Genomic DNA, 22,365 nt, shown 5'->3' with positions numbered 1-22,365 from the left:
GCGGCCGGAGCCTGCCGGGTACCGGAGCGCCTTCCACCGAGGAGGTCGGCAGACGGTGTCACCCGCGCTCCCCCGGGCCCGATCCGCGGCCTCCCGCACGACGCACGGCCGAGGGCCTGAGTCGTCCCGCACCATCACCCGGCACACCGCTGCCCCGGCGGCCGCGGCGGGCCGGTACCGCTACGACCGGCAGGCCGGCAGCTGGTGGTGGTCGCCGGAGATGCACGAGGTGCTCGGTCTGGACGCCGGCGTGACCACTCCCTGCACCGAGGCGCTGCTCGGTGCCCAGCACCCCGACGACGGGAGCCGGTTCCTCGCCGCCCTCACCGCCTGCGGATCGGGACGCCCGTTCGTGCTCGAGTGCCGGATCGTCCACTCGATGCGTGCCCAGCGGTCGGTCGTGCTGGTGGGCGAGCCCGACCGGGACGACGCCGGCGACGTGCGCGCGGTCGAGGGCATCTGCGTGGACATCACCGACTGCCGCCCGCCGGCCCGTGCTCCGCAGAGGGCCGACGAGCTGCGTGCCGAGATCGCGCAGCTGCGCACCGCCATGGCCAGCCGGGCGGTCATCGAGCAGGCCAAGGGCATCCTCATGGTGCTCACCGGCTGCCCGGAGCAGGTCGCGTTCGACCTGCTGGCCCACATCTCCAGCCACACCCACCGCAAGGTGCGCGAGGTCGCCCAGGTGCTCACCGGCTCGGCGGCGGGGCACGGCGGGCTGCCAGACGACGTCGGCGCCATCCTGCGGGACGCCTGCCCGCCGGCCTAGCCACCCGCCCCGGCCGCCGCCGGAGCCGCCGCCCGGCCGCCGGACGGGTTCCGGCAGGATCCGGATCGGCCCGTGGTGTCCGCAGCCGCGGCGCGGAGCCGCCGAGGGGAGCCCCGATGTTCTACGTCCTGGCCACGTTCGTGCTGCGACCGCTGTTCCACGTCCTGTGCCGGCCGCACATCACCGGGCGCGAGAACGTGCCGCTGGACCGCCCGGTCATCCTCGCCAGCAACCACCTGTCCTTCATCGACAGCATCGTGATCCCGCTGGCCGCCCCCCGCCGGGTGGCCTACCTGGCGAAGGCCGAGTACTTCACCGGTCGGGGGTTCGGCGGGTGGCTCACCCGGACGCTGTTCACCGCGCTGGGTGCGCATCCGGTCGAGCGGGAGACCCACCGGGCCGCGCAGGCGGCTCTGGACACCGCGCTGGGAATCCTCCGGGGCGGCACCGCCTTCGGCCTCTACCCGGAGGGCACCCGGTCCAAGGACGGCCGGCTGGCCCGCGGCAAGACCGGGGTCGCCTGGCTGGCGCTGACCGCCGACTGCCCCGTCGTCCCGGTCGCGGTGCGCGGCACCGACAAGGTGCAGCCGGTGGGCGCCCGCTGGCCCCGCCCCCACCGCATCGCGATCACCTTCGGCGAGCCGCTGACCTTCCCGGAGCTGGCGGGGCAGGCGAACCGCAACCGCGCCCGCCGCGAGGTGACCGACCGGATCATGGTGGCGATCGCGGAGCTGTCCGGTCAGGAGACGGCCGGCTGGGACGTCCCCCGCGACGCCGCGTGAACGGGGCGTTGCTCGTCGCCGGCACCACCTCGGACGCCGGCAAGTCGGTGGTCACCGCCGGTATCTGCCGGTGGCTGGCGCGCCAGGGCGTGTCGGTGGCGCCGTTCAAGGCGCAGAACATGAGCAACAACTCGATGGTCACCCCCGACGGCGCCGAGATCGGCCGGGCGCAGGTGATGCAGGCGGCCGCCGCGCAGGTCGAGCCGGAGGCGGCCATGAACCCGGTGCTGCTCAAGCCGGGTGGCGAGAACTCCAGCCAGGTCGTGGTGCTCGGCCGCCCCGTCGCCGACGTGACCGCGCTGTCCTACCGGCCGATGAAGGCGGCGCTGCTCGAGCAGGTGCTCAGCAGCCTGGCCGACCTGCGGTCGCGGTTCGACGTCGTCGTGTGCGAGGGCGCGGGCTCGCCCACCGAGATCAACCTGCGGGCAGACGACATCGCCAACATGGGCCTGGCCACCGCCGCCGGTCTGCCGGTGGTCGTCGTCGGGGACATCGACCGGGGCGGGGTCTTCGCCGCCCTCCACGGGACGGTGGCGCTCATGCCCCCCGAGGACCAGCGGCTGGTCGCCGGGTTCCTGGTCAACAAGTTCCGCGGGGACGTGCGGCTGCTGCGTCCGGGGCTCGACCAGCTGGCCGCGCTCACCGGGCGGCCGCTGCTCGGGGTCCTGCCCTGGCTCGGCGGCCTCGAGCTGGACGTCGAGGACTCGCTGAACGTGCCGGCCGCGACGGCCGGCACGGCGCCGCTGGGGGACGACGTCCTGCGCGTCTCGGTCGTCCGTCTGCCGCGGCTGTCGAACTTCACCGACCTCGACGCGCTGGCCGCCGAGCCCGGCGTGCTCGTGCGGTACGCGACCCGCCCGGAGGAGCTCGCCGACGCCGACCTGGTCGTGCTGCCCGGTACCCGCGCGACGGTCGGGGATCTGGCGTGGCTGCGCAGCACCGGCCTGGCCGACGCCGTGCTGCGCCGCGCCGCCGGCGGCACGCCGGTGCTGGGCATCTGCGGCGGGCACCAGATGCTGGCCCGGACGATCACCGACGAGGTGGAGTCCCGGGCGGGGACCGTGCCCGGGCTGGGGCTGCTGCCCTCCGACGTCCGGTTCGCCCGGGCCAAGACCCTGGGCCGCCCGGTGGGCTCGGCGCTGGGTGAGCCGGTGCACGGCTACGAGATCCACCACGGGGTCGTCACCGTGGACCTCGGCGCCGCCCCGTCCGCCGAGCCGTTCCTCGACGGCGCCCGGGCCGGCGCCGTCTTCGGGACCACCTGGCACGGCGCGCTGGAGAACGACGGCTTTCGCCGGGCCTTCCTCGCCGAGGTCGCCCGGATCACCGACCGCCGGTTCGTGCCGGCGCCCGACACCGACTTCGCGGCCGTCCGCGAGGCCCGGCTCGACCGCCTCGGTGACCTGATCGCCGAGCACGCCGACACCGACGCGCTGTGGCGGCTGATCGAGTCAGGGCCGCCCCCGGGGCTGCCGCTCCTGCCGCCGGGCGCGGGCTTCAGCCCTCGGTGAGCCGCGCCCGCACGTCCTCCGGCCAGGGGGTGGCGCGGCCGTCGGCGACGGAGACGTAGGTGGTGCGGACGACGCAGCAGACCCGGTCGCCCACGCGCACGGTGAAACGCACCGTCGCGCTGGTGCGGCCGACCTTCTCCGTCTCGGCGTCCACGGTGACGGTGTCGCCCCAGCGGGCGGACGACGTCCACTCCAGCGAGCTGGCCTTGACCACCGGGTCCACACCGCGGGTGACCAGCTCGTCCCACGTCAGCCCCTGAGCGGCCCACCACCCGTTGGACGCCTCGTCGGCCCACGTCAGGTAGTGGGCGTTGAAGACGACGCCCTGCTGGTCAGACTCGACGTATCGGACCGGGGAGCTCCACACCTGCGTCACGAGGCGCCACGCTAACCGGGCGACCGTCTACCGTCGTCGCGTGCCCAACGCCCCGCTGCCTCCGCTGTCCACCGACGACCCGGTGCTCGCCGGGTACCGGACGCCGGGCGGCCTGGTGCTGGACAAGGTGATCGACCACCTGGACGCCCACTGCCGGGAGTTCATCGCGCACGCCCCCTTCGCGACGCTGTCCACCGCCGACGCCGAGGGCTGGCCGGACGTCTCCCCGCGTGGGGGCGACCCGGGCTTCGTCCACGTCCTCGACGAGCGCCGGCTCCTGCTGCCCGACCGGCCGGGCAACAACCGGGTGGACAGCCTGCGGAACGTGACCGTCAACCCGCGCGCCGCCCTGATGTTCCTGGTGCCCGGCGTCGAGCAGACCCTGCGGGTGTACGGCACCGCGACGCTGGTCGCGCCGGAGGAGCTGCCGGTGGACCTCACCGAGTTCGGCCGGGCACCGCTGTCGGTGCTCGTCCTGGAGGTGCGGCGGGCGTACTTCCAGTGCCCGAAGTCGGTCATGCGCTCGGGCCTGTGGGACCCGGCGCGGCGGGTGGACCCCACGGCGCTGACGTCGTTCGGCCGGGTGCTCCGGGACCACTGCGCTCTGGAGCACGACCTGCCGGACGACGCCACCATCCGGGGGGAGCTGGCCGAGGAGCTCTAGGAGACCCTCAGCCGGCGCGCAGGTCCCGCGCGAGCTTGCGGTCGGCCACCGCCCGCTCGGCGAGGGCCCGCACGCGCAGCCGCCGGCGCCTGCGGCCGGAGCCGAAGTACCGTGCGTCCTCCACCAGCTGGAAGGCGGCGAGAACGCTCGCCTGGACCTCTCGCGCCCGCGGGATGGCGGGACGGGCCGGCTCGGCCGAAGTCATGAGCACCCCTTTCTCCCGGGGCCCGTGACCTCGCACCCCGCCCGTGCATGGTGCCCCCTCTCGGCGCCGCCAACCCCGACGGTGACCAATTGGTGCCGAAGTGTCACATGTGACACCCGGTGGCCGTTTCGTGCTGCGCCTCCTCCGCCCGGCCGTCCGTACGGTCTGCCCATGGCAGCTCCTCCGCACCTGGTCCGGACGGCGGTGCGCGCGGTCGGCCGCGTGCTCGGCGCGCTGCGACGGGCCTCCTCCGCCCACCCCGTCGGCCGCACTCCGCCCGCGCCCGACGTCAGCTACCGGCCGCACGACGACGGCCGCCCCGACCCCGGCGAGGTGGTCTGGGCGTGGGTGCCGTTCGAGGAGGACGACGGCCGGGGCAAGGACCGCCCGGTGCTGGTCATCGGCCGCCGCGGGAACGAGCTGCTGGGCCTGATGCTGAGCAGCCAGGACCACGACCGGGACGCCGCCGACGAGGCCCGCCACGGGCGGCGGTGGACCGACGTGGGCACGGGCGCCTGGGATCCGCGGGGGCGCCCCAGCGAGGTGCGGCTGGACCGGTTGCTGGTGCTGGACCCGGCGAGGGTCCGCCGGGAGGGTGCGGCGCTGGACCGCGTCCGGTTCGACCGCGTGGTCGGCGAGGCGCGCCGCGTGCAGGGCTGGTGAGCCCCGGTCAGTCCGCGGCCGACTCGTCCCGCGCCGGCCGGCGCGCCTGCGGGCGCAGGTTGTAGACGCCCACGCCCTCGCTGAGCGGCTCCAGGTCGTAGCGGTGCACGACCTTGGGCCCGCCGTGCAGGTGGACGTGGGTCACCGTCGGGAGCGGGTCACCGTGCCGGGCCTCCCGGATCTCGACCCTCCCGTCCAGGGGGCCGCCGACGAACAGCAGCACCGAGTCGTCGGTGCCGGCCTCCGCAGCGGCTCGGTTCTGCTCGGACAGCTGGGTCTCCTCCCCCTCGTGCGCCGACCCACGAGGGTAGGCGCGGACCGGCTGCCCGTCAGAGCCGGCCGCGGCGCCGTCACCCGCGACGGCTCAACCGGAGGGCGACCGCCGGAGCCAGCGGGCGACCAGCGGTGCGCTGAAGAGCATGACGAACAGCCGCAGCACCTGGACCGACAGGACGAAGGTGATGTCGGCACCGGCGTCGCGCGCGGTGGCCAGCACCGCGTACAGCCCGCCCGGCGTGGTGGCCAGGTAGCCGTCGAGCGCCGTCACCCCGGTGACCGCGGTCAGCAGCCCGCCGAGGCCGGCGCAGGCGAGCACCAGGGCCAGCGTGATCGCCAGCGCGAGCGGCAGGGCCGGGCTGATGCCCCGGTGCACGCGGAGCGCACCCCGGCCAGGAGGCTGAGCAGCAGGGTCGCCACGGGGACCAGCACGACCGGCAGCCAGTTCGCCACCACCGCCCGCAGCGTGCCGACGTCGACCAGCGCGCCCAGGGCCACCCCGATGACCGCCTGCGCGGCCGTGGCGGCGGGTTCGGGCACGCGCGCCGGGGACCGCACGCCCAGTGCCCGGACCAGGCCCACCACCAGGCCGCCGAAGAGCGCCGGCGAGGGCAGCCCGGCGAGGCCGAGCAGCAGCCCCAGCCCGGCGGCCGCGGCGACCACGAACGCCGCGTCGAGCAGCCTCGCCCCGCGCCTGCTCCGCACCCCACCCCCGCTCTGCACTCCGCCCGTCGGCGATCACTCTGCCGGGGCGCCGGGCGCTCCGCGCGGAGTCATCCCCTCCGACGAGCGCCGCCCGGGCGGCGCGCAGCGCGGCCGGCTGGGTTCCGGCGTCCGCCTCGTGGCTTCCAGCCGGAGGAGCAACCCCCGTCTCCACGTCGTCGAGTGACGCCACGCCCCTGTTACACGGCCGTGGTCGAATGGCTCCACCAGCGCCGACTGCGAAGAGGAGATGTGACCGACCTGCGGCACCACGGGGACGCCGAGCTGGCCCCCGGCCTGATCGACCTCGCCGTCAACGTGCGGGCCGGCGCGCCACCGGCCTGGCTGCGGCAGGTGCTGCGCGACGCGGTGGACCGGAGCGCCGGCTACCCCGACCTCTCCCCCGCCCGGTCCGCGGTCGCCGCAGCGCACGGGCGCGACCCGGCCGAGGTGCTCCTGACAGCCGGCGCCGCCGAGGCGTTCGTGCTGCTCGCCCGCGCGCTGCGGCCGCGCCGAGCCGTCGTCGTGCACCCGTCCTTCACCGAGCCCGAGGCCGCCCTGCGGGCCGCCGGGCACCCGGTGACCCGGCTGCTCCTGGACCCCGCGGACGGCTACCGGCTCGACGCCGCGGCCGTTCCCGACGGCGCCGACCTCGTCGTCCTGGGCAATCCGACCAACCCGACGTCGGTGCTGCACCCGGCCGCCGCGGTGGCCGCCCTGGCCCGGCCGGGCCGGGTGGTCCTGGTCGACGAGGCGTTCGCCGACACCGTGCCCGGTGAGCCCGAGTCCCTCGCCGGCCGGAGCGACCTGCCGGGGGTGCTCGTCGTCCGCAGCCTGACCAAGACGTGGGGGCTGGCCGGGCTGCGGGTGGGCTACGCCCTCGGCCCGCGGGAGCTCGTCGCGGCGATGGCCGAGCAGCAGCCGCCGTGGCCGGTCAGCACGCCCGCCCTCGCCGCGCTCGTGGCGTGCAGCACCCCGGCCGCCCGCGCCGAGGCGCACGAGGCCGCCGTCGCGCTGACCGGGCACCGGGCGGCGCTCCTGGCCGCCCTCCCCGCGGGCGCGGCGGTGCTCGGCGAGCCCCGCTCGTCGTTCGTCCTGCTCCGCCTCCCCGACGGCGCGCGGGTGCGCGCCGCGCTGCGGGACGCCGGCTGGGCGGTGCGCCGCGGCGACTCCTTTCCGGGCCTGTCCACCGACCACCTGCGGGTCGCCGTGCGGGATCCGCGGACCTCGCGTGCGTTCGCCGGAACCCTCGCTGGGATCCTGTCGGGGACGCACGCGCCCGGCTCCGCACCGGTTCCCGCCCCCGGCATCCCCGAGGAGATCCGCTGAACGCCACCCCGGTGCCCCCCGAGTCGGGCACGGTCTACCCGGTCGGGCTGCGCCTGCGCGACCGGCTGGTCGTGGTGGTGGGCGGCGGCCGGGTCGCCCACCGGCGCGTCGCCGGGCTGCTCGAGGCGCGGGCCCGCGTCACCGTGGTGAGCCCGGAGGTGACCCCGGCGCTGGAGTCGCTGGCCGCCGCGGGCGCCGCGACGTGGCACCGGCGGACCTACCGGCCCGGTGACCTCGACGGCGCCTGGTACGCCGTCGCGGCGACCGACGACCCCGCCGTCAACGCGGCGGTGGCCGAGGACGCCGAGCGGGCGCACGTCTTCTGCGCGCGGGCCGACGACCGGGCGGCGTCCAGCGTCTGGACCCCGGCCATCGGGCGGCAGGGCGACCTGGTGATCGGGGTGCACGGCGGTGGCGACCCCCAGCGGGCCGTCGGCGTGCGCGACGCGATCGTCGCCGGGCTGACCGACGGCAGCGTCGGCGACCGGGTGGCCCGCCCCGCCCCCGGGGGCAGCGTCGTCCTCGTCGGCGGTGGCCCGGGCGATCCCGGGTTGATCACGGTCCGCGGACGGCAGGCGCTGGCGCACGCGGACGTGGTCGTCGCCGACCACCTCGGCCCCCAGTCGCTGCTCGCCTCGCTGCCCCCCGAGGTGGAGGTCATCGACGCCTCGAAGCTGCCGCGCGGCCGGTCGATGGCCCAGGAGCGGATCAACCAGCTCCTCGTCGACCACGCCCGCGCCGGACGACGGGTCGTCCGGCTCAAGGGCGGCGACCCGTTCGTCTTCGGCCGCGGCTTCGAGGAGCTGCAGGCCTGCACCGCAGCGGGCATCCCGGTCGAGGTCGTCCCCGGCATCACCAGCGCCGTCGCGGTGCCCGCGCTCGCCGGCATCCCCGTCACCCACCGCGGGCTGACCCACGAGTTCGTCGTCGTCTCCGGCCACCTGCCACCGGAGCACCCGCAGTCCCTGGTCGACTGGGCGGCCCTCGGCCGGCTGCGCGGCACCCTGGTCGTGCTCATGGGCGTCGACACCGCGCCGGCGATCGCCGCGGCGCTCGTCGCGCACGGCCGGGACCCGGGCACGCCGGTGGCCGTGGTCAGCGACGGCTCCACGGCCACCCAGCGCACCGTCCGCACGACGCTGGCCGAGCTGCCGCGGACCATCGCGGCAGAGGGCGTCCGTCCCCCGGCGGTCTGGGTCGTGGGCGAGGTGGTCGGCCTCACCGCCGGCGGCTGACGGTCAACCGGCGGGGGCCAGGGCGGCGAAGACGACGGTGTTGTCGGTGCTGGTGCCGGCGTCCTCGTCGAACTCGCCACCGCAGGTGACCAGCGCGACGGCGGCGCCCTCCGGGTGCCCGTTGAGGACATCGGCCAGCGCACTGGTCGACTTGTCCAGGCCCGTGAGCGGATCGCCCAGGACCGTGAGCGCCACCTGCGCCCCTGCGCCGTCGCGCAGCAGCACCTCGTCGCCGGAGCGCAGTTCGTGCAGCCGGTTGAACACCGCCGGTCCGCCCTCCTGCTGGTGACCGAGGACGACCGCCATGCGCCCGGAGCCCGGGTGCGGCCCGTCCGACCACCACGACGTCGTCGCCATCGACTCCGGCACGCCGTAGCCCTTGACGGTCTGCCCGGTGAACGGGTTCTCGTACGTCACCGTGCCGCGCGACTCGACGACGGTGTCCACGTCGATCGCGGGGATCACCAGGCCGGCCGGGACGATCGGCCCCGTGGCGGCCATCTCCGAGACGGCGGGCGCGGGTGCCGCCCCGCCCGGATCCGGGCGTGCGGCCACGACCCAGATCAGCGCGAGGCCGGCCGCCAGGACGACGACGAAGGCGCCGGCGGCGCGCCGGTCAGCGCCGCGGATCGGCCGCACGCCACTGCCTCCGGTACGCGGCCGCACCGGCACCGGTGCCGGCGAGCGCCAGCGCGCTCCCGAGGGCGGCCGGCAGCAGGTCGGTGCCGTCGTCCTCGGCGCCCGTCGGCGCGTAGCCGGGGTAGACGACCGGGTGCGCCACCGGCTCCGGCGGGGCCGGGGACGCCGCCGCCGGGACGTCCGGCGGCTCCGGGGTGTGCGTGGGGGGCTCCGCCGCGGGAAGCGCGGGCACGCAGGTCGGGAACGTCTCGGCCAGCAGCGTCAGCCCCTCGACGATCGAGGATTCCTCGAGCGTGGCCGGGTCGAGCACACCCTGCAGCTGCTCACCGAGGCCGAGGAGACCGTCCAGGCCGCCTCCCCCCGACGGGGCCTCCAGTGCACCCTGCAGCTGCCCGGCCAGCTCCTCGAGCTCGGCGGGGAGCTCGGCCAGGCCGCCGACGACGAGCTCGAGGCTCCGCGTGACGCCGTCCACGCAGTCCTGCGGCAGCTGCAGCGCGGCCGCGAGCTGCTGCAGCGCCGACTCGAACTCGGCGGGCAGCTCCAGGGGCACGTCCGTGCCCGTCCCCGGGTCCGCCGTTCCGTCGTCACCGGCCGGCACGCCGGGGAACGGACCGGCGCCCCCACCGACCTCGCCGCCGCTCCCCCCTCCGCGAGCCTGCCCCCCGCCGGTCGCGCCGCCGAGCAGGTCGGCCAGCGGCTGGGGCGCGGCCGGCTCCTCCGCCTGCGCGAGGCCGGGGACGACCACGAGCGCCGCGGCCATGCCGGAGGCGGCCAGCGCCCGGCGGCCGCGCGGCCTCCGGGAGCGGGAGGGGAACTGCGACGACATGGCGGACCTCCGGCGACGGGACGGGCGTGGCATCACTGATCGACGCAACGACGACCCGGTGGACCGGTCACGCACGTCCCTGCGCCGCCCGAGTGTCCTGACCACCCGTCATCACGCGGTCACTGATACCTGACATGCACACGTATCCACCGCCGCACCGGCCGGCGGCGCCCGCCGAGGTGCTGGCACAGCCGCCTGGAACGTGCCGGCCCGGCTCCTCGCAGAGCCCCGCCCGGACCATGCGGAGGGCGGGGGCGAGGAGCCCCCTCCGTCAGATGTTCGCGCCGTCCGGCGGAGGTCCCTCCGGCAGGGCCGCGGCGACGCCGGAGCCCGACAGCTCCGGGGCGTCCATGCCGACGGTGTAGGCCGTCATCGACAGCGAGCCGTAGGCGTAGCCGTCGACGAGCACGTCGACGGGGGCGCCGGTCGCCCCCGCGATGCCGGCGACGTAGAGGAGCGGCAGGAAGTGGTCCGGCGTCGGGACGGCGAGGTCGAAGTCGCGGTGCCCGTCGAGCCGGCCGACGTCGGTCGGGTCGGTGAGCATGCACTCCTTGGCCGCCTCGTCGAACCGCTGCGCCCAGTCGAACCCCGCGTCGGGCAGCGCCCGGCTCACCCCGCCGAGGTTGTGCACCACGTTCCCGCTGCCGATCACCAGCACGCCGTCCTCGCGCAACGGGGCCAGGGCCGCGCCCAGCTGCAGGTGGTAGTCGAAGGACTTGAGCGCGTTGATGGACAGCTGGACGACCGGGATGTCGGCATCGGGGAACGCGTGCGCGAGCACCGACCAGGCGCCGTGGTCGATGCCCCAGCTGTCGTGGTCGGCCCCCACCCACGTGGGGTGCACGATGTCGGCCACCTCCTCGTACAGCTCGGGCAGCCCCGGCGGTTCGTAGCGGACGTCGAAGAGCTCCCGGGGGAACCCGAAGAAGTCGTGGATGGTGCGCGGCCGGGGCATCGCGGTGATCGCCGTCGCCTGCACGTACCAGTGCGCCGAGACGACGAGGATCGCCCGGGGCCGGGGCACCGACCGGCCGAAGGCCCGCCAGGCCTCGGTGTACCGGTTGCTCTCGAGCGCGTTCATCGGGTTGCCGTGGCCGAGGAACGCGGCAGGCATCACGGGCATCGCTGAGCTCCCCCTTCGTCGCCGGGTCCGTCGATCATCTCCCGTGCGCCGCCGCGCGGCGAGGGGCGCCCCGTCCCGCTCACGCCCGCGGCATCCGGGTCGCGGCGTCCTCGAGCAGCACCCGGCGGTCCCCGGGGGGTCGGCGCGGGCAGGACAGGCACGTCGGGCCGTGCGGCAGCCGGTCCACCAGGCAGCAGGAGACCCGGGCGGTGAACCGCGTGCCGTCGACGTCGACGTAGCGGGGCAGCGGTAGCGGGAACCCGACGGCGGCGGCCAGCGGGGCGGCCAGCGCGGTGACCGCCGGGACGTCACCCAGCGCCCGGCCGAGGGTCAGCAGGCCGTTGGCCAGCGAGTCCGTCGCGATACCCCACAGCGGTCGCTGCCGCATCCGGCCCGCCTGTGCGAGCGCGGGGACGACCGCCGTCAGGCACTCCCGCACCCCGGCCGCGGGGTCCGGGCCCAACGCCGCCGACACCGCCGCCACCGGCAGGCCGCCGGGGCCGAGGTACGCGGTCGTGTCGGCCGGACGGGCCGACAGGGGCCGTCCCACGGCCAGGCCCGCCAGGACCGGCGCCAGGAGCACCGCGGACGTCGAGTACCACCACACCGTGGCGTGCACCCGGAGGTCACCGGCCCGCTGCCGGGCGGCCCGGGCGGCCAGCAGCTCACCCAGCCGGACCGGGTCGGCGAGCTGCTCCGCCGGCACCGCCACGGCGCCGGGCGGGGGTACGAGACCGAGGGCGCCGGCGCCCGGGATGCGCGCCGCCACCTCCGCCTGCGCCGCCCTCACCCGGCCAGTCTGCCGCAGCGCCGGGACCACCACGGTGCACGGGGAAGACGCCGGGCCGCCCGAGCCATACGGTGTGTGCTGCACCACGCTGCACCGTCGCAGTCCCAGGCGACGCCGGACCTCGGGAGGACCCATGAGTGAGACGCCCCAGCTGGACGGCCGGACCTTCCCGCCGCCCGAGGCCCTGGCCGCGCAGGCCAACGTCGGCCCCGAGGTGTACGAGGAGGCCGCCCGCGACCGGCTGGCGTTCTGGGCCTCGGCCGCCGAGCGACTGACCTGGGCGCAGCGCTGGGACGAGGTGCTCGACTGGAGCAACCCGCCGTTCGCCAAGTGGTTCGTCGGCGGCCGGCTCAACGTCGCCTACAACTGCATCGACCGGCACGTCGAGGCCGGTCACGGCGAGCAGGTGGCCTACCACTGGGAGGGCGAGCCGGGCGACGCCCGCACGATCACCTACGCCCAGCTCAAGGACGAGGTGTGCAGGTGCGCCAACGCGCTCACCGAGCTCGGCGTCCGGGCCGGCGACCGGGTGGCCATCTACCTGCCGATGATCCCCGAGGCGATCATCTCGATGCTGGCCTGCGCCCGCATCGGCGCGGTGCACATGGTGGTCTTCGGCGGCTTCTCGGCCGATGCGCTGGCCAGCCGGATCACCGACGCCGACGCGCAGGTGGTCATCACCGCCGACGGCGGATACCGCCGCGGGGCGCCCAGCGCGCTCAAGCCCGCCGTCGACGAGGCGGTGGCCCGCACCGAGGGCGTGCGGCACGTGCTGGTCGTCAAGCGCACCGAGCAGGACGTCGACTGGAACGACGACCGCGACCTGTGGTGGCACGACACCGTGGGCCGACAGTCCGCCCAGCACGAGTGCGAGTTCTTCGACGCCGAGCACCCGCTCTACATCATGTACACGTCGGGCACGACGGCGAAGCCGAAGGGCATCCTGCACACCAGCGGCGGCTACCTCACCCAGGTCGCCTACACCCACTGGGCGACCTTCGACCTCAAGCCGGACACCGACGTCTTCTGGACCGCTGCCGACGTCGGCTGGGTCACCGGCCACAGCTACATCGTCTACGGGCCGCTGGCCAACCGCGCCACCTCGGTCATGTACGAGGGCACCCCGGAGACCCCGCACCGCGGCCGCTGGTTCGAGCTGATCCAGAAGTACGGCGTGACGATCCTCTACACCGCGCCCACGGTCATCCGCACGTTCATGAAGTGGGGCGAGGACGTCCCGGCCGGGTTCGACCTCTCCTCGCTGCGGCTGCTCGGCTCGGTCGGCGAGCCGATCAACCCCGAGGCGTGGCTCTGGTACCACAAGCACATCGGCGGTGGCCGCTGCCCGATCATGGACACCTGGTGGCAGACCGAGACCGGGGCGCACATGCTCACGCCGCTGCCCGGCGTCACGAACCTGACCCCGGGCTCCGCCCAGCACCCCTTCCCCGGCATCTCCGCCAAGGTCGTCGACGACGAGGGCAACGAGCTCACCGACGACTCCACCGGGCTGCTGGTGCTCACCGAGCCGTGGCCGTCGATGCTGCGCACCATCTGGGGTGACGACGACCGCTACGTCGACACCTACTGGTCCCGCTTCGGGAACGCCGTCTACTTCGCCGGCGACGGCGCGAAGAAGGACGCCCAGGGCAACATCTGGCTGCTCGGCCGGGTGGACGACGTCATGAACGTGTCCGGCCACCGCATCTCCACCACGGAGGTCGAGTCGTCGCTGGTCGGCCACCCGACGGTCGCCGAGGCCGCCGTCGTCGGCGCCAGCGACCCGACCACCGGCCAGGGCATCGTGGCCTTCGTCATCCTGCGCGGCAGCGTGAGCGAGGAGGAGGCCTCCGGCGACGAGATCGTGCAGACCCTGCGCACCCACGTCGCCCGCGACATCGGGCCGATCGCCAAGCCGCGCCAGATCATGGTGGTGCAGGAGCTGCCCAAGACCCGGTCCGGGAAGATCATGCGCCGGCTGCTGCGCGACATCGCCGAGAACCGCGAGCTGGGCGACGTCACCACGCTCACCGACTCCTCGGTGATGAACATGATCAAGGACAAGCTGCCCGCCGCACCGGCCGAGTAGGAGCCCCCGGATCGGCGCCCCGGACGGGGCCGCGAGTGCGCTGCGCGGTCCCGTCCGGGGGACTCCGAGCGCGCGCCGAGCGTTCGTGGGGCACGATTCCGGTGACCAGGAGTGCAGCCGCCGTACGCGCCGGGCACCCCCGAACGCAGGACCGAAGGAGGAGCCACCCGTGGCCCACAGTGTGTCGTCGACCCGCACCGACGGGGCCAGCCCGGCCGTCGAGCCCTCCATCGGCACGCTCGTGCAGAGCGCGATGGCCGACGTCTCCACGCTGGTGCGCAACGAGATCGAGCTCGCCAAGGCGGAGATCGGCGCGTCGGCGAAGAAGGGCGGCGTCGGCGCCGCCTCCTTCGCCGCGGCCGGCCTCTTCGCCGCCTTCGCCGGCATCTTCTTCTTCATCGCGCTGGCCGAGTTCGTCACCTGGCTCGGTCTGGCCCGGTGGATCTCCTACCTGATCGTCTTCGGGCTGCTGATCGCGCTCGCCGGCATCGCGGCGCTCATCGGCAAGAAGATGATGAACAAGATCGAGAAGCCCGAGCGGACGATCGAGTCGCTGCGCGAGCTGCCCGACGTGATGCACCGGCAGGTCCCCGGGGCCCGGCACCGCGAGGTTCCGGTCGTCCGTGGCGGCAAGGTCGAGCGCCGCAACGAGCCCTATCGGGTCTGAGGCCGATGACCGTCCCCCCGGACGGCCGTCCCGACGCCACGAGCGTCCTGCTCCCCGGGCCGTGGACCCACCGCGACATCTCCGCCAACGGCGTGCGCCTGCACGCGGCGGAGGCCGGCGAGGGGCCGCTGGTCCTGCTGCTGCACGGCTTTCCGCAGTTCTGGTGGACCTGGCGTGCGCAGCTGACCGCCCTGGCCGACGCGGGCTTCCGCGCGGTGGCGCCGGACCTGCGCGGCTACGGCGCCAGCGACAAGCCGCCCCGCGGGTACGACCTGCCCACCCTCTCCGCCGACGTCGCGGCCCTGGTGCGGGCGCTCGGTGAGCGCCACGCGGCAGTGGTCGGCCACGACTGGGGCGGTCTGCTCGGCTGGACGATGGCCGCCCTGCACCCCCGCGTGGTGCACCGCCTCGTCGTCGTCTCGATGGCCCACCCCCGGCTGCTACGGGCCGGCATGACCGACCGCCGGCAACGCCGGGCACTGCGGCACGCCCTCGGCTTCCAGGTGCCGCGCCTGCCCGAGCGACGGCTGACCCGCCTCGACGACGACCCGGTGGCCGACCTGATGCAGCGCTGGGCCGGGCCGGAGTGGGCCCGCACCACCGACTTCGCCGCCGCCGTGGACCGGTACCGCTCGGCGGCGCGCATCCCGCAGGCCGCCTACGGCGCGATGGAGTACTACCGCTGGGCGGGGCGGTCGCAGATACGGCCCGACGGCCTGCGCTACGCGCGCCGGATGGCCGCCCCGATCACCGCGCCGACCCTGCAGCTGCACGGCGCGCTGGACCCGTACGTCCTGCCGGAGACCGCGCGCGGCTCCGGCCGGTACGTCGCCGGCGCCTACGAGTGGCGTGAGCTGCCCGGGGTGGGCCACTTCCCCCAGGAGGAGGCCCCGGACGAGGTCAGCCGGGCCATCATCTCGCACCTCCGGTGAGGGGCTGGACCGGCTGGCGCCGGACTCTCAGGCGCTCCAGCCGGGCCTTCGGCCGACCTCGATGAATGCGCTTCGCGGATACACCGGGATCACTCGCAGGAGCCGGTGCCGACCTCGGCCCCGGCCCGGCTGCCCTGCGCCGCCGCCTCCGCGACCTGCGGGCCGGTGAGCGCGTAGCCGGTCTCCGGGTCGTCGATCGCCGAGGCGAAGACGACCCCCAGGACGCTGCCGTCCGGCGCGAACAGCGGACCACCGGAGTTGCCGGCCCGCACCTGCCCGTAGAGCGCGTAGACGTCGCGGACGACGGTCCGGGTGTTGCGGAAGTCCGGGCCGCTGATCTCGCCGCGGCTCCGGACGCGGGCCGCGCCGACGTAGAGGGGGCCGCCGCCGGGGTAGCCCATGATGATCGCGTCGTCGCCCGAGTCGGCCGGCTGCTCCGTGAAGCGCAGCGGCACCTGCGGCAGGCCCGGCACCGCGAGCACCGCCACGTCGACCTCCTCGTCGACGAGGACGGGAACGGCGTCGTACTCCTTCCCCTCCGCGAGGACGACCGGATCGGTGACGCCGGCCAGCACGTGGGCGTTGGTCATGACCCGCTCGGGTGCGTAGACGAACCCGGACCCGTCGATCTGCCGGGAGCAGGAGGGCGCGACTCCTCGGATCTTCACGACCGATCCCTCGACGGAGGCGACGACCTTGCTGTTCTGCAGCGCCGGGTCCGGCGCCGGGACCGCGCGCGCATCGGTCGGGGTGAGCGGGTCGAGGACGTCGGGCAGCCCCCGCCGGTCGATGGCCTCGCGCAGGTTCTCGTAGACGGTGCGGACGCCGTCGGGCACCGCCTGGTCGACGGCCTGCACCAGCGCCGACTGCCGGACCTGGCTGGCCACCTGCGGGAACGGCGAGCTCGCCAGCGGTGAGGCGACCATCCACGCGACCAGCAGCACCGACGCCGCCGACACCACCGCGCCGGTGACGGAGTCGACCATCTTGGCCGGCTCCCAGGTCACCCGGGCGCGCACGGCCCGGCCCACCGCCCCGGCCAGGATCTGGCCCAGCAGCGCCCCCGCGAGCACCACGACCAGCGCGGCGAAGACGCGCGTCACGCTGGAGCCCTCGATGCGGTCCCCCACCGGCCCCGCCAGCTGCGCGCCGAGCACGGCACCGCCGAGGAACCCGAGGATCGAGGTGGCCGACACGAGCAGCCCTTGGCGGAAACCGGAGAGCGCGAACAGCAGGGCGAGGACGATCAGGACCAGGTCGACGAGGGACACTCAGTTCCCCCGTGACCGGGAGGTGCCGGGCGCCGGCTCCGACGCTCCGGCGCCGGTCGTGACCGCGGTCACCCGCTGACCGTCATCGTGCCCACCTGCCCGAGCTGCAGGTGGAACGTGCAGGCGAACGGGTAGTCGCCGGGCGTCGCCACCTCGAACTCGATCGTCTCCTCCTGCCCGGGGGCGAGGAAGGGGACGCCGGCGTCGATCGGCGCCGGCAGCTCCTCGTCGGTGTACTCGAGGTTGTGGGTCATCTCGTCGGCCGCGTTGACCACGGTGAGCCGCACCCGGCCGGGGGCGACGGTGAACCGGTCGGGGTAGAACTCGTAGTCGTCCCGGGTCTGGACGGTGACCTCCTGGACGCCGTCGGCGGCGACTGCCACCTCGCCGAGGCCCTCGGTGGCGGGTGCCGCCGGCGCCGGGTCCTCGCCGCACCCGGCCAGCAGCACCAGCACGGCGGCGACCGCGACGGCCCTCGCGCGGGGACCCGCCAGGAGCGTGCGAGTGGCGGGGGGCACGGAGGTCCTCCTACTGCTCATCGGGGCCGAACCGTACGCGTCGGAGCGCCGTCGGGCGCGGGATCGGCCACCGCCGGCGCGGCGGCGCCCCCTGCCTCGTCGTCGTCCCCGGAGCCCGGCAGGGTGTAGGGCCGCAGCATCGCCTCGGGGATCGGACGCACGTCGGTGGCGTCCCACGGCCGGGCCAGACCGGCTGCCTCGAGGATCGCCTCCAGCAGCCCGGCGGTGAATCCCCACACCAGCATGTCGGCCACCGCGAAGGCCGGTCCGACGTAGCCCGAGGGGTGCCGCAGCCGGAACCGGTTGTCCGGGTCGGCCAGCTCGGCGAGGGGTACCCGTGCCACGCGGGCGACTTCGTGCGGATCCCCGACGCTGACGTCGCGCGGGTCGTCCCACCAGCCCACCACCGGCACGACCAGCCGGTCGGACGGCGGCAGGTAGAGCTCCTGCAGCGTCGCGAGCACCCGCACGCCCGCCGGGTCGATCCCGGCCTCCTCCTGCGCCTCGCGCAGCGCCGTCCCGACGGGGTAGTCGTCCCCGGGATCGACCCCACCGCCCGGGAAGGCCGGCTGGCCGGCGTGGCTGCGCAGGTGTGCGGACTTCTCGATGAGCAGCACGTCGGGCCCCGCTGCGCTCTCGCCGAAGAGGATCAGCACCGCCGACCGCCGAGCGGTGGCGGTGGCCTTCGGCATGCGGTGCCGCAGCGGTAGGTCGGCTGCGGCGTCGATCAGCCGCCGGAGGTATTCCGGAAGCCCGTCCACGTCGGAACCGGCGCTCACAGCTGCACCCCGAGGTGCTCGGCGACGAGGCCGCGCAGCTCGTCCAGCGAGCCGACGGGACCGGACTCGGTGTGCACCAGTGCGCCGTCGGCGTCGACGAAGTAGGTGAAGGGCAGCACGTTGAGCCCGAGCTCCGCCATCAGCCGGCCCTCGCCGTCGAACGCGCTGGGGAAGGTGACGCCCGCGTCCTCGGCGAAGGAGGCGGCCTGCGGCAGCCCGTCCTTGCTGATGACGCCGACCATCCGCACCTGGTTCCCGGCCATCTCGGCAAAATCCTGAAGGATCGGCGTCTCCTCGCGGCAGGGCGGGCACCAGCTCCCCCACAGGTTCACGACCATGGGGACGCCGGGGGCGCGGCCCAGGTCGAGGGAGCCGCCACCGGGGCAGTCGAAGGACAGCGCCGGCAGCCGCTCGGTGCCCGCCGCCTGCCTGTCGGGCTGCTCGGGGCAGGCGGTCAGCGCGGCGGCGGGGGGCGTCGTGGACGGCGCCGCGGCGGCGCCGTCGTCGCCGGAGGAGCAGCCGCCGAGCAGCACGGCGCAGACGAGGCCGAGGACCGGCACGACCCGGCGCATCACTCGGTGTCCGAGGCCGTCGGGGTCTTCACGAGCTTCAGCGCGAGCTCCGGGTCGACCGGCCCGATGCCGAACGACGGGCACCACTGCGCCAACCCGCACGCGCCGCAGGCCGCCTTCTTGGCGTGGCAGACCCGCCGCCCGTGGAAGATCACCCGGTGGCTGAAGTCGGTCCACTCCTTCTTCGGCACCAGCTGCGCGATCTCGGCCTCGACCTTGACCGGGTCGTCCTCCTCGGTCCAGCCGAACCGGCGCACGAGCCGGCCGAAGTGGGTGTCGACCGTCAGCCCCGGGACGCCGAAGGCGTTTCCGAGGACGACGTTCGCCGTCTTCCGGCCGACCCCCGGCAGGGTGACCAGGTCGGCCATCCGGGGCGGGACCTCGCCGTCGAAGCGCTCGACCAGCGCCTGGCTCAGACCCAGCACCGAGGTCGCCTTCGCCCGGAAGAAGCCGGTCGGCTTGAGGATGGCCTCCAGCTGCTCCCGGTCGGCACCGGCCAGCGCCACCGCGTCGGGGTAGCGCGCGAAGAGCGCCGGGGTGACCTTGTTGACCGTCTTGTCCGTGGTCTGCGCCGACAGGACAGTGGCGACCAGCAGCTCGAAGGCGTTCGTGAAGTCCAGCTCGCAGTGCGCGTCGGGGTGGATGACCGCCAGCTCGCGGGCCATCCGCCGTGCGCGGCGGGTGCGCCCGAGCGGCGTCTCGCCGGGGTCGAACGGGGAGGCCCCGGTCAGCGCCGCGCGGGTGGGGCGCCTGGCTCGGGTCGGGCGCGCGTAGGCCGGTGGGGACGCGGGTGCGGACACGCGGTCGAGGGTATGCGGCCCTGCCGACCCTCTCGTGCCGTGCCATCATCGGGGGCGGACCGCTCCCCCGGTGCCGCCGACGACGCAGAGGAGGTCGGGATGGTCGCCCTCAGTGTCATCCTGTTCCCACCGCTGCTGATCGCGTTCCTGCTGGTCATGGAGCGGGTCGAGGAGCCCCTCCGCCGCCCGGCGTCACCCCGCGAGGTCAGCGAGTTCCTGAACACGGCCACGCCCGGCGAGGTCGACACCCTCGCCACCTCGGGCCTCCGGCGGGCGCTGTCCCGCTGGCGGCGCCGCCGCAGCGGCGGCCGGCGCCGGTCCGAGAACCCCCCGCTGGTCTGACCGGCAGCACGCCGGAACGGCGGCCTCTCGCTCGGACGGGGGAGGCTCCGGACCACCGAACGGGTGACAGACCGCACAGCCGCCTAGACTCGCTGCGAGCGCGGGCATCCCTGCGCCCGAAGATCGTGTGAGAGGACGTGCAGTGGACGAGGTGCTGGCTCAGTCGGGGCTCTTCCAAGGGCTCTCCGAGGACGCGGTGGACCCCGTCATCAGCCGGCTCGAGACGATCACCCTCCCCCGGGGCCGGGTGGTGTTCAACGAGGGCGAACCCGGCGACAGCCTGTACATCGTCATCACCGGCAAGATCAAGCTGTCCCGTCGCTCGCCCGACGGCCGGGAGAACGTGCTCGCCGTCATGGGCCCGTCGGACCAGTTCGGCGAGCTGTCGGTCTTCGACCCGGGCCCGCGCACCGCTACCGCGACCGCCGTCACCGACGTCAAGCTGGCGCGCATGCCGCAGTCGGTGCTGCTGCCTTGGATCGAGGCGCACCCGGAGATCGGCGAGCAGCTGCTGCGCGTGCTGGCCCGCCGCCTGCGCCGCACCAACGACTCCGTCGCCGACCTGATCTTCACCGACGTGCCCGGCCGTGTCGCCAAGGCGCTGCTGCAGATGGCCGACCGCTTCGGCAACCGCGACTCCGACGGCCTGCGCGTCAAGCACGACCTCACCCAGGAGGAGCTGGCCCAGCTGGTCGGCGCCTCCCGCGAGACGGTGAACAAGGCCCTGGCCGACTTCGTGCACCGCGGCTGGATCCAGCTGCAGGGCAAGTCCGTCGTCGTCCTCGACGAGGAGCGCCTGCGCCGCCGCGCACGCTGACACCACCCTGGACGCGAGAGGCCCGGCACCGCCCAGGTCCTGGGCCTCTCGCATCCACTGCAGAGGTGCGCCGGGCCGGTCGTGCCGAGTGGGCCCCCGGAGGGGACCCGCGCAGGCGCGACACAGCGCAAGCCAGCGACGGCACCTGACCGCGGTGCGTCCCGGAGGGGTGCGGTGTCACAGCGGTGTGATCGGGAGGATCACGACGGAAGGGGCACCGCCAGGCGGATGCGGGTGCCGTCGGGCAGGACCGCCCAGCGACCTTCGGGGGTCTCCTCGAACCGGGGGCTGATCGGGTGCAGCGGGTCCGGCGGGGAGCCGGCCAGCGCGGCGGCGACGTCGGGGAACGCGGTCAGCTGACCCAGCGTGTGCGACGTCGGCGGCAACATCGGGCGGGTGCCGGCATCCAGCTCGGCCAGCGCCGCGGCCGGGCTCAGCCACGCGGCCTCGTCGGCCTCACCGGAGACGTCCCGCGCCTCCTGGCCGACCGGCAGGGCCGCGGCGAAGAACTTGGTGTCGTAGCGGCGGGGCTCGACCGGCGGGGTGATCCAGTGCGCGAAGGGGCGCAGCAGGTCCGACCGCAGCACCAGGCCGCGGTCGGCCAGCAGCCCGGCGAGGGAGAGCTCGCGCGACAGCAGCGCCTGGCGCTGCTCCTCCCAGTCGTTCCCCGAGACCGACGGCACGACCCCGCCGCCGTCGGGCAGCCCGGCCAGCAGGACACCCGCCTCCTCGAACGTCTCCCGCACCGCGGCGCACACCAGCTCGCGGGCGGTGCGCTCGTCGCAGCCGAAAGCGGTCGCCCACTGCGCGGGCGCAGGCCCGGCCCAGCCGATCTCGGTGTCGCCGTCCCGCGGGTCGACGCCGCCGCCGGGATAGGCGGTCATCCCGCCGGCGAAGGGCATCCCCTTGGTGCGGCGGAGCAGGTAGACCTCGAGCCCGGGCGCCCCGTCCCGCAGCAGCAGGACCGTCGCCGCCTGCTTCGGCTCGGCGCTCACCGGAGCTCGACGGTGAGCTCGACCTCCACGGGCGCGCCGAGCGGCAGCTCCGCCACCCCTACGGCGGTGCGGGCGTGCGTGCCGGCCTCGCCGAAGATCCGGCCCAGCAGCTCGCTGGCGCCGTTGACCACCCGCGGCTGGCCCGTGAAGCCCTCGACGCTGGCGACGTAGCCCACGACGCGCACCACGCGGGCGACCGAGTCCAGCCCGACCAGCTCGTCGATCGCGGCCAGCGCGTTCAGGGCGCACAGCTTGGCGTCGGCCGCGGCCGCTTCGACGTCGACCGAGCCGCCGACCTTGCCGGTGCGGCGCAGGCCGCCCTCGGCGAACGGCAGCTGGCCGGAGGTGAAGACCAGCGAGCCGGCGCGGACGGCGGGCACGTAGGAGGCCACGGGCGGGGCGACCGGGGGCAGCCGGATGCCCAGCTCCGCGAGCCGGGCGTGCCAGCTCTGCGCCGGTGCGCCGGCCGCCGAGGCGGGGCTGGTCATGCCGGGCGCTTGAGGTAGGCGACCAGCTGCTCGGCCCCGGCGGGGCCGGGGAGGACGGTCACCAGCTCCCACCCGTCGACGCCCCAGGAGTCCAGGATCGCCTTGGTGTTGTGGACCAGCAGGGGGATGGTCGCGTACTCCCACTTCTGGCGGGCGGCTTCGCTCATGGGCGCGACGCTACTGCAGCCGCCCCGTGCGGTGGGCA

At 75.2% G+C, this 22,365-nt stretch carries 29 protein-coding genes; 12 read left to right on the top strand and 17 right to left on the bottom strand.

Features of this window, described 5'->3' with window-relative positions:
* Nucleotides 1–55 precede the first annotated feature (55 nt).
* The 3 genes from ABC795_RS02050 (at nucleotide 56) to ABC795_RS02040 (ending at nucleotide 3,062) form a co-directional block, all read left to right on the top strand.
* Complete coding sequence (locus tag ABC795_RS02050; RefSeq protein WP_347059183.1) at nucleotides 56–769, top strand: ANTAR domain-containing protein; 714 nt, start codon at nucleotides 56–58, stop codon at nucleotides 767–769.
* A 116-nt stretch (nucleotides 770–885) separates the two neighbouring features.
* The gene (locus ABC795_RS02045; RefSeq protein ID WP_347059182.1) at nucleotides 886–1,551 is read left to right on the top strand and encodes a lysophospholipid acyltransferase family protein; all 666 of its coding nucleotides are present in this window, start codon (nucleotides 886–888) and stop codon (nucleotides 1,549–1,551) included.
* Nucleotides 1,548–3,062 carry a cobyric acid synthase gene (locus ABC795_RS02040; protein WP_347059180.1) on the top strand — a complete coding sequence of 505 codons (1,515 nt, stop codon included), beginning with the start codon at nucleotides 1,548–1,550 and terminating at the stop codon, nucleotides 3,060–3,062. Before ABC795_RS02045 ends, ABC795_RS02040 begins: the two co-directional genes overlap by 4 nt.
* Here the strand turns inward: ABC795_RS02040 and ABC795_RS02035 are convergent.
* The gene (locus ABC795_RS02035) at nucleotides 3,049–3,438 is read right to left on the bottom strand and encodes a thioesterase family protein (RefSeq protein WP_347059179.1); all 390 of its coding nucleotides are present in this window, start codon (nucleotides 3,436–3,438) and stop codon (nucleotides 3,049–3,051) included. The genes ABC795_RS02040 and ABC795_RS02035 overlap by 14 nt on opposite strands.
* Before the next feature lie 40 nt (nucleotides 3,439–3,478).
* Between ABC795_RS02035 and ABC795_RS02030 the strand changes: the two genes are divergently transcribed.
* Nucleotides 3,479–4,102, top strand: coding sequence for an MSMEG_1061 family FMN-dependent PPOX-type flavoprotein (locus ABC795_RS02030; RefSeq protein WP_347059178.1), 624 nt, complete (start codon nucleotides 3,479–3,481; stop codon nucleotides 4,100–4,102).
* Between the two features lie 7 nt (nucleotides 4,103–4,109).
* Here ABC795_RS02030 and ABC795_RS02025 read toward each other — a convergent pair whose 3' ends face one another.
* Nucleotides 4,110–4,307, bottom strand: a complete 198-nt coding sequence (locus tag ABC795_RS02025) for a hypothetical protein (RefSeq protein WP_347059176.1) — start codon at nucleotides 4,305–4,307, stop codon at nucleotides 4,110–4,112.
* A 171-nt stretch (nucleotides 4,308–4,478) separates the two neighbouring features.
* On the opposite strand from ABC795_RS02025, the gene ABC795_RS02020 reads away from it, so the two are divergent.
* Entirely contained in the window at nucleotides 4,479–4,970 is a 492-nt protein-coding gene (locus ABC795_RS02020; RefSeq protein ID WP_347059174.1) for a type II toxin-antitoxin system PemK/MazF family toxin, read from the top strand.
* A gap of 7 nt (nucleotides 4,971–4,977) precedes the next feature.
* Here ABC795_RS02020 and ABC795_RS02015 read toward each other — a convergent pair whose 3' ends face one another.
* The 3 genes from ABC795_RS02015 to ABC795_RS02005 all read right to left on the bottom strand — a co-directional run bounded on the left by ABC795_RS02015 (nucleotide 4,978) and on the right by ABC795_RS02005 (nucleotide 5,951).
* Nucleotides 4,978–5,193, bottom strand: coding sequence for a hypothetical protein (locus ABC795_RS02015; RefSeq protein WP_347059173.1), 216 nt, complete (start codon nucleotides 5,191–5,193; stop codon nucleotides 4,978–4,980).
* 141 nt (nucleotides 5,194–5,334) lie between these two features.
* The gene (locus tag ABC795_RS02010; RefSeq protein WP_347059172.1) at nucleotides 5,335–5,565 is read right to left on the bottom strand and encodes an AbrB family transcriptional regulator; all 231 of its coding nucleotides are present in this window, start codon (nucleotides 5,563–5,565) and stop codon (nucleotides 5,335–5,337) included.
* Nucleotides 5,532–5,951 (bottom strand): AbrB family transcriptional regulator, encoded by a 420-nt coding sequence (locus ABC795_RS02005; protein WP_347059170.1) that lies wholly within the window; start codon nucleotides 5,949–5,951, stop codon nucleotides 5,532–5,534. The genes ABC795_RS02010 and ABC795_RS02005 overlap by 34 nt, the downstream gene beginning before the upstream one ends.
* Before the next feature lie 180 nt (nucleotides 5,952–6,131).
* Between ABC795_RS02005 and cobC the strand changes: the two genes are divergently transcribed.
* Both cobC and cobA read left to right on the top strand, forming a co-directional pair.
* A complete protein-coding gene (gene cobC, locus ABC795_RS02000) occupies nucleotides 6,132–7,277 on the top strand; it encodes an Rv2231c family pyridoxal phosphate-dependent protein CobC (RefSeq protein ID WP_347059169.1) in 1,146 nt (381 codons plus the stop codon).
* 11 nt (nucleotides 7,278–7,288) lie between these two features.
* Nucleotides 7,289–8,512 (top strand): uroporphyrinogen-III C-methyltransferase, encoded by a 1,224-nt coding sequence (cobA, locus tag ABC795_RS01995; RefSeq protein WP_347059167.1) that lies wholly within the window; start codon nucleotides 7,289–7,291, stop codon nucleotides 8,510–8,512.
* Nucleotides 8,513–8,515: 3 nt separating this feature from the next.
* Here cobA and ABC795_RS01990 read toward each other — a convergent pair whose 3' ends face one another.
* The 4 genes from ABC795_RS01990 to ABC795_RS01975 form a co-directional block, all read right to left on the bottom strand.
* A complete protein-coding gene (locus ABC795_RS01990) occupies nucleotides 8,516–9,151 on the bottom strand; it encodes a class F sortase (RefSeq protein ID WP_347059166.1) in 636 nt (211 codons plus the stop codon).
* Complete coding sequence (locus ABC795_RS01985) at nucleotides 9,129–9,977, bottom strand: hypothetical protein (RefSeq protein ID WP_347059165.1); 849 nt, start codon at nucleotides 9,975–9,977, stop codon at nucleotides 9,129–9,131. The genes ABC795_RS01990 and ABC795_RS01985 overlap by 23 nt, the downstream gene beginning before the upstream one ends.
* 271 nt (nucleotides 9,978–10,248) lie before the next feature.
* Complete coding sequence (ygiD, locus tag ABC795_RS01980; protein ID WP_347059164.1) at nucleotides 10,249–11,100, bottom strand: 4,5-DOPA dioxygenase extradiol; 852 nt, start codon at nucleotides 11,098–11,100, stop codon at nucleotides 10,249–10,251.
* A gap of 79 nt (nucleotides 11,101–11,179) precedes the next feature.
* Nucleotides 11,180–11,890 carry a (2Fe-2S)-binding protein gene (locus ABC795_RS01975; protein ID WP_347059163.1) on the bottom strand — a complete coding sequence of 237 codons (711 nt, stop codon included), beginning with the start codon at nucleotides 11,888–11,890 and terminating at the stop codon, nucleotides 11,180–11,182.
* Between the two features lie 133 nt (nucleotides 11,891–12,023).
* Between ABC795_RS01975 and acs the strand changes: the two genes are divergently transcribed.
* The 3 genes from acs (at nucleotide 12,024) to ABC795_RS01960 (ending at nucleotide 15,578) form a co-directional block, all read left to right on the top strand.
* The gene (gene acs / locus ABC795_RS01970) at nucleotides 12,024–13,979 is read left to right on the top strand and encodes an acetate--CoA ligase (RefSeq protein ID WP_347059162.1); all 1,956 of its coding nucleotides are present in this window, start codon (nucleotides 12,024–12,026) and stop codon (nucleotides 13,977–13,979) included.
* 169 nt (nucleotides 13,980–14,148) lie between these two features.
* Complete coding sequence (locus tag ABC795_RS01965) at nucleotides 14,149–14,646, top strand: phage holin family protein (RefSeq protein WP_347059161.1); 498 nt, start codon at nucleotides 14,149–14,151, stop codon at nucleotides 14,644–14,646.
* 5 nt (nucleotides 14,647–14,651) lie between these two features.
* Nucleotides 14,652–15,578, top strand: a complete 927-nt coding sequence (locus ABC795_RS01960; protein ID WP_347059160.1) for an alpha/beta hydrolase — start codon at nucleotides 14,652–14,654, stop codon at nucleotides 15,576–15,578.
* 89 nt (nucleotides 15,579–15,667) lie between these two features.
* Here the strand turns inward: ABC795_RS01960 and ABC795_RS01955 are convergent, their stop codons facing one another.
* The 5 genes from ABC795_RS01955 to nth form a co-directional block, all read right to left on the bottom strand.
* A complete protein-coding gene (locus ABC795_RS01955) occupies nucleotides 15,668–16,849 on the bottom strand; it encodes a MarP family serine protease (protein WP_347059159.1) in 1,182 nt (393 codons plus the stop codon).
* 68 nt (nucleotides 16,850–16,917) lie between these two features.
* Complete coding sequence (locus ABC795_RS01950) at nucleotides 16,918–17,367, bottom strand: cupredoxin domain-containing protein (RefSeq protein ID WP_347059158.1); 450 nt, start codon at nucleotides 17,365–17,367, stop codon at nucleotides 16,918–16,920.
* Nucleotides 17,368–17,384: 17 nt separating this feature from the next.
* On the bottom strand, nucleotides 17,385–18,146 hold the full coding sequence (locus ABC795_RS01945; RefSeq protein ID WP_347059157.1) for a CoA pyrophosphatase: 762 nt from the start codon (nucleotides 18,144–18,146) through the stop codon (nucleotides 17,385–17,387).
* Complete coding sequence (locus ABC795_RS01940; protein WP_347059156.1) at nucleotides 18,143–18,718, bottom strand: TlpA disulfide reductase family protein; 576 nt, start codon at nucleotides 18,716–18,718, stop codon at nucleotides 18,143–18,145. The genes ABC795_RS01945 and ABC795_RS01940 overlap by 4 nt, the downstream gene beginning before the upstream one ends.
* The gene (nth, locus tag ABC795_RS01935; RefSeq protein ID WP_347059155.1) at nucleotides 18,718–19,518 is read right to left on the bottom strand and encodes an endonuclease III; all 801 of its coding nucleotides are present in this window, start codon (nucleotides 19,516–19,518) and stop codon (nucleotides 18,718–18,720) included. Before nth ends, ABC795_RS01940 begins: the two co-directional genes overlap by 1 nt.
* Before the next feature lie 99 nt (nucleotides 19,519–19,617).
* Here nth and ABC795_RS01930 point away from each other — a divergent pair, with 99 nt between their 5' ends.
* Together ABC795_RS01930 and ABC795_RS01925 are read left to right on the top strand one after the other, a co-directional pair.
* Entirely contained in the window at nucleotides 19,618–19,860 is a 243-nt protein-coding gene (locus ABC795_RS01930) for a hypothetical protein (protein ID WP_347059154.1), read from the top strand.
* Between the two features lie 142 nt (nucleotides 19,861–20,002).
* Nucleotides 20,003–20,677, top strand: coding sequence for a Crp/Fnr family transcriptional regulator (locus ABC795_RS01925; RefSeq protein WP_347059153.1), 675 nt, complete (start codon nucleotides 20,003–20,005; stop codon nucleotides 20,675–20,677).
* A 200-nt stretch (nucleotides 20,678–20,877) separates the two neighbouring features.
* Here the strand turns inward: ABC795_RS01925 and ABC795_RS01920 are convergent, their stop codons facing one another.
* The 3 genes from ABC795_RS01920 to ABC795_RS01910 are packed head-to-tail and all read right to left on the bottom strand — an operon-like array spanning nucleotide 20,878 to nucleotide 22,327.
* On the bottom strand, nucleotides 20,878–21,672 hold the full coding sequence (locus tag ABC795_RS01920) for an NUDIX hydrolase (RefSeq protein WP_347059152.1): 795 nt from the start codon (nucleotides 21,670–21,672) through the stop codon (nucleotides 20,878–20,880).
* On the bottom strand, nucleotides 21,669–22,160 hold the full coding sequence (locus tag ABC795_RS01915; protein ID WP_347059151.1) for a RidA family protein: 492 nt from the start codon (nucleotides 22,158–22,160) through the stop codon (nucleotides 21,669–21,671). The genes ABC795_RS01920 and ABC795_RS01915 overlap by 4 nt, the downstream gene beginning before the upstream one ends.
* Nucleotides 22,157–22,327: a hypothetical protein gene (locus ABC795_RS01910; RefSeq protein WP_347059149.1), complete on the bottom strand. Its 171-nt coding sequence runs from the start codon at nucleotides 22,325–22,327 to the stop codon at nucleotides 22,157–22,159. The genes ABC795_RS01915 and ABC795_RS01910 overlap by 4 nt, the downstream gene beginning before the upstream one ends.
* Between the last annotated feature and the right edge of the window lie 38 nt (nucleotides 22,328–22,365).

The organism is Blastococcus sp. HT6-30, from assembly GCF_039729015.1.
GTDB lineage: Bacteria > Actinomycetota > Actinomycetes > Mycobacteriales > Geodermatophilaceae > Blastococcus.
Note: the sequence above shows the minus strand (reverse complement) of the source record. Positions and strands in the feature narration are given on the sequence as shown.

Coding starts and splice junctions, on each gene's coding strand:
- ABC795_RS01985 (WP_347059165.1), bottom strand. CDS start 9,977: ATGTCGTCGCAGTTCCCCTCCCGCTCCCGGAGGCCGCGCGGCCGCCGG.
- ABC795_RS02045 (WP_347059182.1), top strand. CDS start 886: ATGTTCTACGTCCTGGCCACGTTCGTGCTGCGACCGCTGTTCCACGTC.
- ABC795_RS01960 (WP_347059160.1), top strand. CDS start 14,652: ATGACCGTCCCCCCGGACGGCCGTCCCGACGCCACGAGCGTCCTGCTC.
- ABC795_RS01940 (WP_347059156.1), bottom strand. CDS start 18,718: ATGCGCCGGGTCGTGCCGGTCCTCGGCCTCGTCTGCGCCGTGCTGCTC.
- ABC795_RS01915 (WP_347059151.1), bottom strand. CDS start 22,160: ATGACCAGCCCCGCCTCGGCGGCCGGCGCACCGGCGCAGAGCTGGCAC.
- ABC795_RS02020 (WP_347059174.1), top strand. CDS start 4,479: ATGGCAGCTCCTCCGCACCTGGTCCGGACGGCGGTGCGCGCGGTCGGC.
- acs (WP_347059162.1), top strand. CDS start 12,024: ATGAGTGAGACGCCCCAGCTGGACGGCCGGACCTTCCCGCCGCCCGAG.
- ABC795_RS01910 (WP_347059149.1), bottom strand. CDS start 22,327: ATGAGCGAAGCCGCCCGCCAGAAGTGGGAGTACGCGACCATCCCCCTG.
- ABC795_RS02025 (WP_347059176.1), bottom strand. CDS start 4,307: ATGACTTCGGCCGAGCCGGCCCGTCCCGCCATCCCGCGGGCGCGAGAG.
- ABC795_RS01930 (WP_347059154.1), top strand. CDS start 19,618: ATGGTCGCCCTCAGTGTCATCCTGTTCCCACCGCTGCTGATCGCGTTC.
- ygiD (WP_347059164.1), bottom strand. CDS start 11,100: ATGCCCGTGATGCCTGCCGCGTTCCTCGGCCACGGCAACCCGATGAAC.